Genomic DNA, 13,112 nt, shown 5'->3' with positions numbered 1-13,112 from the left:
TCATCAGGAAATTTTATCATCTTTGTAGCTCTTTTAAAATAGTTAAGTGGCTATTTAAGTTTTTTGCTGATGGTCAAATATTCGATTTTCCAAAAACTTTTCAGTATGGAATTTTGCCACAATCTATTTAGGATTGCTATAGCTAGTTCAACAATTAGCCAGTGATGGACTCCGGGCCAGATTTCTGGGTGTTCTAGGTAGGGGTTCATCCCAGGAAAAGGGTTTGGCATAAAAAACCTCCCTCGGCGTTCGATTCTCGTTGCTTAGATTTTATCGTCCTTCTGCCTTCTTATCACCAGCAAAGATGGGAAAGCGCACGGTGAATGTGGCACCCTGACCTGATCCGGGACTTTCTGCCCACACGGTACCGCCTTGTAGTTCCACTAGGTAACGCACGATCGCTAATCCCATGCCAATACCGCCGTGCGATCGCGTCAGTGAACCATCTCCCTGACGGAAGCGATCAAAGACAAAGGGAAGAACGTCGCCATGAATCCCAATCCCGGTATCACTCACTTGGATTTGTGCCTGATCCTCAATTTGTTCTAAGCGAACCTGAATCTGTCCTCCTTTGGGTGTGAATTTAACCGCATTGGAGAGTAAGTTCCAGACAATTTGCTGTAAGCGGCTGGCATCCCCTAATATGGGAGCAACGTCAGTATCTAAGTGCGTCTCGATTTGCAGTGTCTTTGCTTCAGCCGCCGCCCGGATAGAGGCAATTGCCCGTTCGATAATCGGCATTAGTTCCACAGGCGAGACATCCAATGTCAGTTCTCCAGTGATAATATCCGACATATCCAGGACATCTTCAATCAGTTGCGCCAAGGATTGAGTATTGCGAGAAATCGTCTCCAGCGCCCGCGCCATCTTCTCTTCATTTAAGCGGCGCATGGGTAGAAGCTTGGCTAAACCCAGGATTGAATTCAGGGGGGTGCGGAGTTCGTGGGAAAGGGTGGCGAGAAACTCATCTTTTAGGCGGTTGGCTTGGGCTAATTCCTGAGATTGTCGCTGTAAAATGGCTTCAGATTGTTTGCGATCGCTAATATCCAGAATAAACGCTACTGCTTCATCCCGCGCCTCACCCAGCAACACATAACCCACCAATACCCAAACCCGAGTCCCGTCTTGGCGAATACACTCTTTTTCATAAGGAATACACCGTCCTTTTTCCTTTGCCTGGGCAATGTTCACCTCATCTAAGGGGAGATACTCCGGTGGAGTGATGTCACGCCAGCCCAATCGCCCTACTTGCAAATCCTCGCGGTTGTAGCCGACGATATTCAAGAATGTATCATTGACGTCTTGGATTCCCCCATAGATGTCGCCAAAGAGAATCCCAATCAAATCAGATTCAGCAAATCGCTGTAACCGTTCTTGGCTGGCTTTGAGGGCTTGCTTGGCTTGAGACGATTCGATGGCAATCTCGGCTAAGTGCGTGAATTGGTCGATCAAATTCCAATCCTCGGCGCTAGGATGGCGAGGTGTGGGATAATACATGGCGAAGGTTCCCAAAACGTCACCATTGCTGGAGTGCAGGGGAATCGACCAACAGGCTGCTAGATTTTCGGATAGGGCAATGTCTTTGTAGTCTGCCCAAAGCGGGTTGTTGGCAATGTCACAGACAATTACAGGTTCGTTACGATAAGCGGCTGTGCCACAACTTCCCGCACAAGAACCAATCGCCAAACCGTTCGTGACCTGCTGGAAACGTTCGGGTAAACGACCCGCAGAACCATAGTGTAATCTCTTCTTTTGCTCATCTAACAGCAATACTGCACAAATTGACTCATCCGCGTGAGACTCAATTAGTTGCGTAATAGTATCGAGGATATCAGACAGGGGAACATTTGTGGCAATCGCTTCCAGAATCTGCTTTTGTCCCCGGAGTAACTCTTCTGCCAATATGCGATCGCTAATATCCGTGGCGATGGAGATGATGGTACGCCTGCCATCTGGTAATTTTCCTAGAGGGGCAGAACTAAAATCCCAAACTCTCCGGCTACCCTGTTTCGTCGCGATCGCGAATTCTCCGTCATGGAATTTATCATTCAACGCATATAACTGATCAATCCTCTCTCGCACAACCTCTCGACGTTCACCATAGGCTTTTTCCGTCCAATCTGCCATAGTGGGAATGTCGCTATGATTATATCCGGTCAATTCCGTCCACATTTGGTTGATTTGTAGCACTTCCCCATCTTCGGCGTGAATGATCAGCGGATAAGGGGCATTAATTACCGCTTGTCGGAATCGTTGTTCACTGTGTCGCAGCGCTTCCTCCATCTGCTGGCGTTCCGTGATCTCCATGGACATCCCGGCTAACCAGCGTTGTCCAGAGGCGGTTTTCAAGGGAAATTTATAGGAAAGGTAATAGTGGATTCCATTTCCGTTTTCTAGGGTTTCTTGCAGTTCAATCGCGTGATCACCCGCTAACGCCTTGACATCATTCTCCCGAATTTGTTGCGCGATCGCATCTGAAAAGAGGTCAAAATCGGTTTTTCCTAGCCAATCTATCAAAGGACGATCGCAACGGTTTTCCACCAGCCGATTAACAAAGATATAGTGTCCTGATTCCTCTTTAATATAGGCAGCTACTGGGCTATAGTCCATAAAATTTTGGAACAGTTCTTGGCTTTCCCGGAGTTGGGCTTCTGTTTGCTTCTGCTGGTGAATCTCCGTCGCTGTGCCAAACCATTTGATAATTTTACCGTGGCTATCTCGGAGGGGGAAAGCGCGACTCAAATGCCACCGAAATTCCCCATCGGCGCGTCTGAGTCGATGCTCACATTCGTATAACTCACCCATTTCTAAAGCGTGATTCCAGGCGTCTGTTGTCTTTTGTTCATCGTCGGGATGCAGGACAGGTTTCCAGCCCCAGCCTTGACCCTGCTGTGGAGAAATGCCACTATATTCCGCCCAACGTTGATTATAATAATCCACTGAACCATTGGATTGAGCCGTCCAGACAATTTGAGGTAGGCTTTCAGCCACTAATCGAAACTTTTCTTCGCTTTCTATTAACGCCTCTTGTCCGCATATAACTTGCTCTCTGGCAATCGTTAAACCGGAGATTGTGCTACTCAGAAATAACCCTTCTAGAACAAACAAAACTAACCGCAGGGTTTGTCCTAAACTATCCACCCCCAAAGAATAGGTGGGCGATAAAACCAGATAACCGCCGCTTAACGCCGCCAAAACTGTTGCGAAGATTCCCGCCCCCCTGCCACCATACCAGGCACTCACCATCACGGCGGCTAAACAGAGCAAAAACGGGCTTTCTAGTTCCCCAAAGGGTGTCAAGAATAGCTGAAGAGAAAGAGCGATCGCAACAGCAAGTAGGGAAACACTGTAACGCCACCCAAGGTGATAAAGCGGTTTGATTCTGATCGTACTATTCATCGAATCCGTTTAGGGAATCTCCAGTGCTAGCCGTTCTTCCCGCTAACTGAATAATTACCTTCAGTAATTGCCTCGGTTCAACTGGCTTAGGGATGTGCCTCTGGAAGCCTGCTGATAGGGCTTGCAGGCGGTCTTCTTCTCTCGCATAAGCAGTTACAGCCACCGCCGGGATTTGTCCCCCTTGGGCTGACGGTAACGCCCTGATCCGGCGAATCAGCCTGTAGCCATTTTCACCGGGCATACCAATATCACTGAGTAGCAAATCATAGTTCATTTGTTGCAGCCGTTCTAGCGCTTCAGTTGCGGATGCTGTGGCAGTTGCCATCGCCCCGTACTGTTCCAGAATGGCGATTAAGACTTCACGGGTATCTGCATCATCATCGACGACTAGGATGCGTATCCGACTTAGGAGTGATGTGTCAAAGGTCAAGGATGAATCAATTCCATCGTCGGCAGTTATTTTTTTGTCGTCATCGTCCAAAAGGGGTAGCTTGACGATAAACGTCGCCCCTTGTCCTTCTCCAGGGCTTTCGGCGTGAATCGTACCGCCTTGCAATTGCACCAGATTTTGGGCGATCGCTAATCCTAATCCTAAGCCGATTTGTTTTCTGGCGGTGGTGCTATCAGCTTGGCGGAAGCTTTCAAAAATATGAGGCAAAAACTCTGGACGAATTCCTTTCCCTGTATCCCTAACCCGGATTTGGGCAAAGTGATCCACTGGTTCTAAATAAATCTCCACTCGTCCCCCTGCTGGGGTAAATTTAACTGCATTGGAGAGTAGATTCCAAATCACTTGCTGTAAGCGGTTGGTGTCACCCGAAACCCAAGCCACAGCCGCCGCATCGAACTGGCAGTCGATTTGAATCTGTTTATCCGTCGCCAAGGGGCGCACCGTATCCAGCGCCGCTTCAATCACAGAAACCAGATTCGTGGGACAGATATTCAGGCGAATGTTACCCCGAATAATCCGGGAAATATCCAGTAAATCGTCAATCAGTTGGGCTTGGGCTTGGGCGTTGCGTTCAATTGTCTCTAGGGCGCGATTCGTCTTTTGTTCATCCAACTGGCGGATGCGGAGTAACTTTGCCCATCCCAAAATCGCATTGAGGGGCGATCGCAATTCATGGGAGACGATGGCTAAAAACTCATCCTTGGTGCGACTTGCCGCTTCCGCCACCCCACGGGCTTCCTGTGCCTGCACCAGTAGCTGATTGCGTTCGGCTTCTGCAAGTTTAATATCAGTGATATCCCGGGCGATACCCAAGACTGATTCCACTGTGCCATCTTCAGCCAATTCCGGCACCATCCGGGCTTGATAGTATCGAGTTGTATTATCGGGGGTGAGAAAATCAAACTCTGTAATTCGCTCTTTTCCAGTCGCCAATATTTCTCGCAGCGTGGTTTGCCACTGGGTACTTATGGGTTCGGGAATGCCTAACTCCTGATGAGTTTTACCCAAAAAAGCTTGGGCTGATAATCCCGTTACCGCTTCTATGGCTGGGTTGACATAAATATGACGTAACTCTTGATCAATGCGGGAAATAATATCCGGAGAATTTTCCACCAAAGCTTGGAATTCTTGTTGGCGACGATACAGTTCAGCTTGGATTTGCTGGCGTTCCGTCACGTCTCTCCAAGTGGCAATAAACCCATCGCGAAAGGGAGAAATACAAATATCAAAGACTCGACTCAGGCGTTGCTGATCATAGTTATCGGTATACGCAACCGATTCTTTCACCAACGGTTGTCGGGTTTCCACCGCCTGACAGTAGTCCGCAAATAGCCCCGTTTCTCGATGGGCGGGGAGGATTTCACACAATCCACTACCAATTTGCTGGTTTGGGTTTAAACAGTTATTTTTACAGGCAGCCGTATTAACATAGTCAATGCGAAAATCAATAATCTTACCCGATTCATCACGTATGGCGGAGTAAATACCAAAACAGTCCAACATTGTCTCCACCGAGGTGCGGAATAATTCCTCCCGTTCTTGGAGTTGGACTTCGGCTTGTTTGCGATCCGTAATATCCAGAACCACACCCATCATGCGTGTGGGTGCGTCATTCTCATCATAAAAAGCACGACCCTTTGCCGCAATCCAGCGTTGTGTGCCATCGCCATGGATAATCCGATAGTCACAGGTATAGTCTTGTTTAGTTTGGAGGGCATCGGCTACTGTATGATTGACGCGATCGCGATCGTCTGGATGTAGGCAATTGGTAAACACCTGATAATCATAATCCGCCTCGTCCGCTGGCAAACCAAACATCAGCTTACAAGAGTTTGACCAGATAAGTTTTCCGGCTGGCACATCGTAATCCCATATCCCTAACTTTGCCGCATCCAAGGCTAATCGGAGTCGTTCTTCACTCTCCCGCAGCGCCAATTCAGCTTGGGTCAAATCCGTGATATCCCGCGTTATCCATAATACTGATGGGATTGAGCCATCTTGAGTCAACTCTGGAACTAAACGCGCTTCATAGTAACGAGTGACATCATTTTGGTCGAGAAAATCAAATTTAATTGTCGTCGGTTCTCCCGTCGCGAAAACCGTTTCCAGGGCGCTATCCCAGACTTCACACTGCTGGTGAGGCATCCCTAACTCCCGGTTCGTTTTGCCGATAAACTCCGCCGCCGCCCGTCCGGTAATGGGTTCTATGGTTGGGCTAACGTAAAGATGGCGCAATTGACGGTCAAATCGAGCGATAATATCCGGTAAATTCTCGATTAGGGTTTGATACTCCTGTTGGCGGCGATAAAGTTCTGCCTGAATCTGCTTACGCTCTGTAATATCTCTGACTGTAGCCACCACTGTTTCAATCGTCCCCTCAGCATTAGCAACGGGTGAGAGAATATATTCATACGGCCGAATTCCCTGCACCGTCGGGAAGCTGATTTCATCCGTCAAGGTTTGTCCGGTTTCAACTACCAGTTGGCGTTGAGCATCATAGGATTCCATCAGGGTTGCAGGTAAACCCAACTCTTGCGGGTCTTCCGTAGATATCCCCTACTACCCAATCCCTGATATCATGTCCGGTTGCAGACCATCCTCTAGGGCAGAAGGCAGAAGGGAAGGAGAAAGGGTAAGATTACAAAAACGGATTTGGCAGCAATGCGCGATCGCTCATCAGCGAATCTGACCATTAAACTAAAGATAGAAGTATACCATCCTTCCCGATGACCCTTGCCAAGGATTCAGCACCAACAGATCAAATTACTTCCCTTAACGACACAGAGGATATTATTATTCCTCCATGTGATTTGTTAAGTGATGAACCTCCCTTGGAAAGTGACCTACATCGAGATCAAATAGAACTCCTGCTGGCTTGCCTCAAGTGGTGGTGGCGAGAACGCACTGACTTCTATGCCACTGGCAATCTGACTATCTACTTTAGCCCAGAACACATCACCACGCGAGACTTTAGAGGACCCGATTTTTTTGTCGTGTTAGGAACAGAAAATCGACCCCGCAAAAGTTGGATCTTATGGGCAGAACAGGGTAAATACCCGAATGTGATTGTGGAACTGCTTTCTGACAGCACCGCCAAAATTGATAAAGACTTTAAGAAAAAACTTTACCAGGACACCTTCCGCACCCCCGAATATTTTTGGTTTCATCCAGATACGTTGGAGTTCCAAGGGTTTATACTTATGGCGGGTGAATACCAACCGATAGAACCCACTTCTCAAGGGTGGTTATGGAGTTGTCAATTGGAACTATTTTTAGGGATTTATGAGTCAAAGCTGCGTTTTTTCAGCCCAGAGGGTCAACTCGTCGCCACACCAGAAGAGAGGGCGGAAATTGCTCAAAAAGAAGCGGAGACAGAACGACAGCAGCGGGAACTAGCACAACAGCAGGTAACAGAATTACGAGCTAGACTTAAAGCGTTAGGCGTTGAACCCGATTTGCCAGAGTCGTAAGCGTTCATCAATGAATAGCCGCATATCGGTGATGAGGGTTTAAATCTTTCTAATGCTGTCCTCTGACTTAAAATTGAATATATTGTCATACCTTAATTGTACTAGATAAATCCATGGCAACCAATCTTGAAATTGACGAAAAGCTTCTTGAAGAAGCACTTTCATTGTGCGAGCATTCAACAGCAGATCGGTTGATTGAAGCAGCTTTACGAGAATACATTCAACGTCGCAAACAACTGAAAGTTTTGGAGTTATTTGGAATGATCGACTATGAAGAAGATTATGATTACAAGCAACAAAGACAAACAAGATGAACGTTATTGTTGACAAGGTAAAGTTCATAGGGGAAGAAGGTCAGTATGATGAGGTATGATAAATTATGACTTTTAATGATGTCGTTGAGGCGATCCAGAGTCTTTCCACAGATGAAAAGCTGGAAATTCAACTGTTGTTGGAGCAATACATCCGTGAAGAACACCGTGACGAGATATATAGGAACTTCAAGTCAGCGCAGGTTGAACAACAAAAAGGGGAACTAAAGTTTTCCGCCAATATTAACGAACTAAGACAACTGATAGAGGAATAATCGTGGAAGTCAGTTTCAGTTCTTCGTTTAAACGTGCATTTAAAAAACGCATTATAGGGTAATACAGATTTAGAGACAAGGTTTTGGCAAAAATTGGAACAGTTTACGGTAGATCCCTTCGAGCCAAGTTTGAAAACACACAAACTATCAGGCAAGCTTAAAGATTTATGCAGTTTCAGTGTAGATTACGATGAGAGGGTATTGTTCTACTTTACAGAAGATGGAAAAGCTGTTTTTGTAGATATTGGCAGCCATGATGAAGTGTATTAATGCATTAAATAGTGTCTATGTTTAAATATGACGGGGATCTATGACTTCTGTTAATGGATTCTGATGTCTATTTATAGCTCTAAATGTATCTATCATTCCATGGATCTGCTCGATTTGTTCAGGAGTGAGTCCGGTAACATCAAGAGTTGTAGTCATTTTGGGTTACGATTAGGGGTTATAGATATTTTAGCTGAACTAGGCGGACTGGCTCAATTGCTATCGTTAATCTTCTAACGGAGTCATTAATTGCAGCGTCACTTCCCGAACGGCTGGTGGTAAAATAAATCGACCCTCAGACTTCTCCACAAGCGATCGCTGACTCAGAGAACCCAGCGCCCGAATCACCTCCTGGGGCGATGTGTCGCTAAAATGCTGTTGCAATGCTTTAAACGAAATCGCCTCTTTTTGGTGAGCCAGATAAACCAATAGTCTTTCTTCTAATTCCGATAAGCGGTCTAAAACTTCCTCAATAAAATCACTAATATCATGAGTAAACAACGTCGTTGATAAAAAATCAGTCACGTCACCATCAAAAACTTCCTTAATCGTCGTCGCCACCAACTTGAGCATAAACGGATTACCGCGATAGCCTTGAATTAACGGTTGCCATTTTTTCTCGCCGGATAATCCTTTTTCCTTTAAAATTAATCGAGCCGCGTCTCCCAACCCCTCTAACTTAAAGGAACGAACGGGTGATGTCTCACCTTCTAATAACGAAATTTCATTCAGTTTTTCCTGAGACGTAATTAATACACAGCTTTGGTGTGGTTCTTCTCCTAAACGTCGGAAAAAATCACCATATTCTTCATAGCCTTCTCGGTAAATCCCAGCTAGTTTCCCACTCTGCAAAATCGACTCCACACCATCCAAAATGACCAAACAACGATGCTGTCGAAAATAGTCAATCAACCAGGAAATGCGCTGATCAGGGGTTTTAGGGATTACCGTTTCCGGTTGCTGGGACAAGTCTGGAAGTAAAGCGGCGAGAAGATCAGACACAGAAGGGGATTGACGCAGCGATCGCCACAGGACAACCTCAAATTTATCCTGTACCTGTTTCGCCAACTTCACCGATAACGCCGTTTTACCAATACCACTCATCCCCAACAGCGCCACTAAGCGACAGCGTTCCTGAATAATCCAGCGTTCCAGGGTTTTCAGTTCATCGCCACGCCCGTAGAATACAGAAACATCGGGTGCTTCTCCCCAATCCCGGCGATTTGGCGGCTGGGGTGAGGTAGGGGGACTCTCTGAAACAAGGGAACGGTTTGGGGTATCCTTTTGCTGCTGAAGATACTCTTGATAGCGGTTAACCAAGATTTGTTGCAATTTGGTCAGCTTAACCGGACCTCGACCCGGAATTTTAAACTTTTGGTAGACTTCGCTAAGTCGCTTACGCACAGCATCCCCACTAATCTGAAGGTGAGACGCGATCGCAGCCGTTCCATGACCCTCCATCGCCAGGGACAACACCTCTAATTCCGATTTGGACAGATTGCGTTCAGTAGCAATGGTTTTGAGAAAATCCTGAGAAATCACCGTCTGATGCTCACACTTATAACCTATTTCATCCTTCAGGTTAACTCATATTCATGAGGAAAAATAGATTTTGCTCACATCAGTCACTTGAGTACGCACCAACCGGGGTAGTGGACTGACACAGCTAAAATGGTGGGATAGGTTGTAGGCAACGGAGTCTAGGGCTGAAGCCCTTACTACAAGACAAAGATGACAAAATTTAGGTCAGTCCTGATCAATTAACTTAATTTTTTTGCCACACAACGTTCAAGCAATTCCTCAATACCACGAACCACCCAAATTTTAGTTCCTAACTGATGACTCACCTCTGCCACCGTCATATCATCTAAAAATCGCGTATCATCATGTTTCAGCATGACTGAAGGCAGTAAAATCCCGTCACCGAAGTCTTTTCCTGACAATGACCCAAGCAAATCTTGTCCAGTTAGCAACCCCGTAACCGTAATCTCTTGTCCCCAATACTCACTCCGTAGTGCTGCTATTTTAACTTGCAATCCCTCAACTTTATTTAACTGCTGTACTAGCGGAACAAACGCCGTTTCCACTGCATTACCAACCACCCAGGTTAACTCTCGCGCAGGTTCTACACGAGTGGGTAATATCCGCGTAGCCGTGTCTTGAAATTGTTTAATAAACTGGCGAATTGAACCCACACCATTACCAATTTGGGGATAATCTTCGTAATGAGATTCTGGCGGTAATTCTTGTTGAGCGATTAAAAACCACTCATCGGCTAACCACGCAAAGGTAGACCCGAATTGTTGGCGAAATTTTGTTTGCAGGGATTGAACTTGCGAGATAACCTCTGCGGCTTTTCCTCGACTAACAGGGATTAATTCATCCTCTGACGGACGAAAGCGAGTTAATCCCACAGGAACGACAGCGACTGACGCAACAGCCGGAATTTCATGCTGTTGAAATTGGGCTAAATCTCTCAGGGTTTGTTCTAAGTGGATGCCATCATTAATACCGGGACAAACCACAACTTGAGCATGAATTTGCAATCGTCGTTCCTGAAACCATTGCAACTGATCTAAAATCTGTCCAGCACGCGGATTTTTGAGGAGTCGGCTGCGAACGTCCGGTTCAGTGGCGTGGATGGATACATACAACGGAGATAGACGTAGGCGTTCGATGCGATTCCATTCGCTTTGAGTGAGGTTAGTCAGAGTTAAGTATGAACCATAGAGAAAACTGAGGCGATAGTCGTCATCTTTGAGATATAAACTCTGTCGTTTTCCGGGAGGTTGTTGGTCAATGAAGCAAAAAGGACAGCGATTATTACACTGAATTAAGCCATCAAATAAGGCGGTGGCAAATTCTAGTCCTAAATCTTCGTCGTAGTCTTTCTCAATTTCTACAGAATGGATGTTTCCCGCCGCATCTCGAACTTCTAATTCTAGGAGTTCATCGGCACAGAGAAATTGATAGTCGATTAAGTCGCGGGGAGGTGTACCGTTAATCGAGATAATGGCGTCACCGGGTTCAAACCCCACCTCAGCCGCGATGGAGTTGGGGATGACGTTGTTAATTAAAGCTGGACGGATAGAGGTTTCACTCATTGGAAAAGGAACAGGAAACAGGGAACAGGGAATTCAAAATTCTAGTTCTTGAACGCCATTGGGTGTAATTTCATACCCCCACTCTGGATGCTGGGAAATTGCCCGTTCTATTTCGGGTCGAAGAATCGGATCTGCCATGAATTGGGCAATGGTTGTGAGATCGGGGCGTTGATCATAGAGACGCAGACGACGCAAGGGTTTAAATCGGGGTGATGGTTTAGAGGGATGACAAGAACGTTTCACCAAATCACACAATCGGCGGTAATTCTCTTGTCGTTCTTCTAGAGTCTGTCCCGTATCGAAATCAGCCGCCGTGAATACAGGTAAGTCGGGGGGATTGGCAATGTTTCGCGGTTTCCAATTGTAGCGTAGGGCTTTGATGAGAAACTCATTCGGCTGTTCTAGTTGTCCCTTGGCGCAATATTCCATAAAGGCTTGAATCGACGGTTCTAAATTGTGGGCATAGTTGTAGATCGTTTCTTTTAGATGTTCATCATCGAATTTAACACCTAACTTTTCTAACTTGATTTTGTATTGCAGAATGATATTGATGTGACCGGGATCAAGTTCCAGAAAGTCCATCTGATGATTTTTCGCCTAGACACCCACTTCTGATCATAAAGGTAATTAAGCCTAGATCCCCGATTTCTTCAAGAAGTCGGGGATCTGCTAGATTGGATCGGTTAGGAATGATGAGTTAAGCGATCGCCTGATTCGACATCAAACCAGTGCATCGTTTTCTCCGGTAGGGTGAGAGTCACCGTATCTTCTTCACCATCCCAGTAGTTATCAGCGGCTAACAACGCCCGAATCGTCTTGCCTTCTGACCCGTCTGAACCCTGCACTCGCACGCTAATCAGCTTTTCTTTACCCATATCTTCGACCAAAAACACGTTACCCTTGATGGTCTGTTCATCTCCTTGCTTGGCAATCCGCACATTTTCGGGACGAATACCCATGACAATTTGGCGCGGTTTTTTCCGCAGGTTGGGCAGTTTCAGTTTAAAGTTACCCAGGAGGGCATAATTCTCCTGACAGCTAAGGGTTAGTAGGTTCATTTGGGGACTGCCCATGAAACTGGCAACAAAACTATTGGCGGGGTAGGTATAAATCTGATAGGGGGTATCAAGCTGTTGCAAGACGCCCTCATACAGCAAGGCAATCCGAGTCGAGAGAGTCATTGCCTCGGTTTGGTCGTGGGTAACATAGACGACGGGCTTGTTTTGGGATTTAAATAGTTGCTTGAGTTCTGCCCGAACTTGTTCTCGCAGTAAGGCATCTAAGTTACTCAAGGGTTCATCTAATAAAAAGACTTCCGGTTCCCGAACTAAAGCGCGGGCAACCGCCACCCGTTGCCGTTGTCCACCGGAGAGTTGACCCGGTTTGCGTTCGAGTAAGGCGCGGTCTAAATCTAGCTTGATAATCACATCATCAATGCGCTTGCGGATTTCATCGCTAGGAGTTTTACGGATTCTCAGCGAGGCGCTGATATTTTCCTCAACGGTCATGTGAGGATAGAGGGCGTAACTCTGGAAGACCATGGCAATATTGCGATCGCCTGGGGGAACACCATTAACTGTTTGTCCACTGATCACCACTCTACCCTTGGTTGGTGTCTCCAATCCAGCAATTAATCGCAGCAATGTGGATTTACCACAGCCAGAGGGTCCAATAAATGTCATGAACTCGCCATCTTCGACATCTAAGCTAATGTCTTTAATCGGTACCGTTTTGGGATTATATTCTTTGCGTAGATTCTGGAGTTCGAGTTTTGCCATGATGTTTACCTGTTGAATTTTGAATGGGAACCTGTCAAGAAATGGTAAAGGGCGACC

9 protein-coding genes and 3 pseudogenes are annotated in these 13,112 nt (G+C 46.4%); 5 read left to right on the top strand and 7 right to left on the bottom strand.

Annotated features, from left to right (window positions below):
* Positions 1 to 131 (top strand): annotated as a pseudogene (locus tag RIG66_RS22690) (IS630 family transposase); the annotation flags it as partial.
* A gap of 9 nt (positions 132 to 140) precedes the next feature.
* On the opposite strand, the pseudogene RIG66_RS22685 reads toward RIG66_RS22690, so the two are convergent.
* From RIG66_RS22685 to RIG66_RS22675, 3 genes and pseudogenes are all read right to left on the bottom strand, one after another.
* A pseudogene (locus tag RIG66_RS22685) lies at positions 141 to 230 on the bottom strand (DUF4058 family protein); the annotation flags it as partial.
* A gap of 40 nt (positions 231 to 270) precedes the next feature.
* Positions 271 to 3,399 carry a PAS domain S-box protein gene (locus tag RIG66_RS22680; protein ID WP_446380987.1) on the bottom strand — a complete coding sequence of 1,043 codons (3,129 nt, stop codon included), beginning with the start codon at positions 3,397 to 3,399 and terminating at the stop codon, positions 271 to 273.
* Positions 3,392 to 6,379 carry a PAS domain S-box protein gene (locus tag RIG66_RS22675; RefSeq protein WP_446380986.1) on the bottom strand — a complete coding sequence of 996 codons (2,988 nt, stop codon included), beginning with the start codon at positions 6,377 to 6,379 and terminating at the stop codon, positions 3,392 to 3,394. The genes RIG66_RS22680 and RIG66_RS22675 overlap by 8 nt, the downstream gene beginning before the upstream one ends.
* 197 nt (positions 6,380 to 6,576) lie before the next feature.
* Here RIG66_RS22675 and RIG66_RS22670 point away from each other — a divergent pair, with 197 nt between their 5' ends.
* From RIG66_RS22670 to RIG66_RS22655, 4 genes and pseudogenes are all read left to right on the top strand, one after another.
* Positions 6,577 to 7,320 carry a Uma2 family endonuclease gene (locus RIG66_RS22670; RefSeq protein ID WP_446380985.1) on the top strand — a complete coding sequence of 248 codons (744 nt, stop codon included), beginning with the start codon at positions 6,577 to 6,579 and terminating at the stop codon, positions 7,318 to 7,320.
* 113 nt (positions 7,321 to 7,433) lie between these two features.
* Complete coding sequence (locus RIG66_RS22665; protein ID WP_446380984.1) at positions 7,434 to 7,634, top strand: type II toxin-antitoxin system VapB family antitoxin; 201 nt, start codon at positions 7,434 to 7,436, stop codon at positions 7,632 to 7,634.
* A 65-nt stretch (positions 7,635 to 7,699) separates the two neighbouring features.
* Positions 7,700 to 7,906: a hypothetical protein gene (locus RIG66_RS22660; protein WP_446380983.1), complete on the top strand. Its 207-nt coding sequence runs from the start codon at positions 7,700 to 7,702 to the stop codon at positions 7,904 to 7,906.
* Positions 7,907 to 7,908: 2 nt separating this feature from the next.
* Positions 7,909 to 8,176 (top strand): annotated as a pseudogene (locus RIG66_RS22655) (type II toxin-antitoxin system RelE/ParE family toxin).
* A 222-nt stretch (positions 8,177 to 8,398) separates the two neighbouring features.
* On the opposite strand, the gene RIG66_RS22650 reads toward RIG66_RS22655, so the two are convergent.
* The 4 genes from RIG66_RS22650 to RIG66_RS22635 all read right to left on the bottom strand — a co-directional run bounded on the left by RIG66_RS22650 (position 8,399) and on the right by RIG66_RS22635 (position 13,055).
* Positions 8,399 to 9,715 (bottom strand): NB-ARC domain-containing protein, encoded by a 1,317-nt coding sequence (locus tag RIG66_RS22650; RefSeq protein ID WP_446380982.1) that lies wholly within the window; start codon positions 9,713 to 9,715, stop codon positions 8,399 to 8,401.
* 218 nt (positions 9,716 to 9,933) lie between these two features.
* Positions 9,934 to 11,277: a TIGR03279 family radical SAM protein gene (locus tag RIG66_RS22645; protein WP_446380981.1), complete on the bottom strand. Its 1,344-nt coding sequence runs from the start codon at positions 11,275 to 11,277 to the stop codon at positions 9,934 to 9,936.
* Between the two features lie 33 nt (positions 11,278 to 11,310).
* Positions 11,311 to 11,859 carry a hypothetical protein gene (locus tag RIG66_RS22640; protein WP_446380980.1) on the bottom strand — a complete coding sequence of 183 codons (549 nt, stop codon included), beginning with the start codon at positions 11,857 to 11,859 and terminating at the stop codon, positions 11,311 to 11,313.
* Positions 11,860 to 11,960: 101 nt separating this feature from the next.
* The gene (locus RIG66_RS22635; protein WP_446380979.1) at positions 11,961 to 13,055 is read right to left on the bottom strand and encodes an ABC transporter ATP-binding protein; all 1,095 of its coding nucleotides are present in this window, start codon (positions 13,053 to 13,055) and stop codon (positions 11,961 to 11,963) included.
* Between the last annotated feature and the right edge of the window lie 57 nt (positions 13,056 to 13,112).

Origin of the sequence: Coleofasciculus sp. E2-BRE-01 (assembly GCF_040221695.1) — a bacterium.
GTDB lineage: Bacteria > Cyanobacteriota > Cyanobacteriia > Cyanobacteriales > Coleofasciculaceae > Coleofasciculus.
The sequence above is the reverse complement of the archived record's forward strand: the minus strand, read 5'-3'. Positions and strand labels throughout refer to the sequence as shown.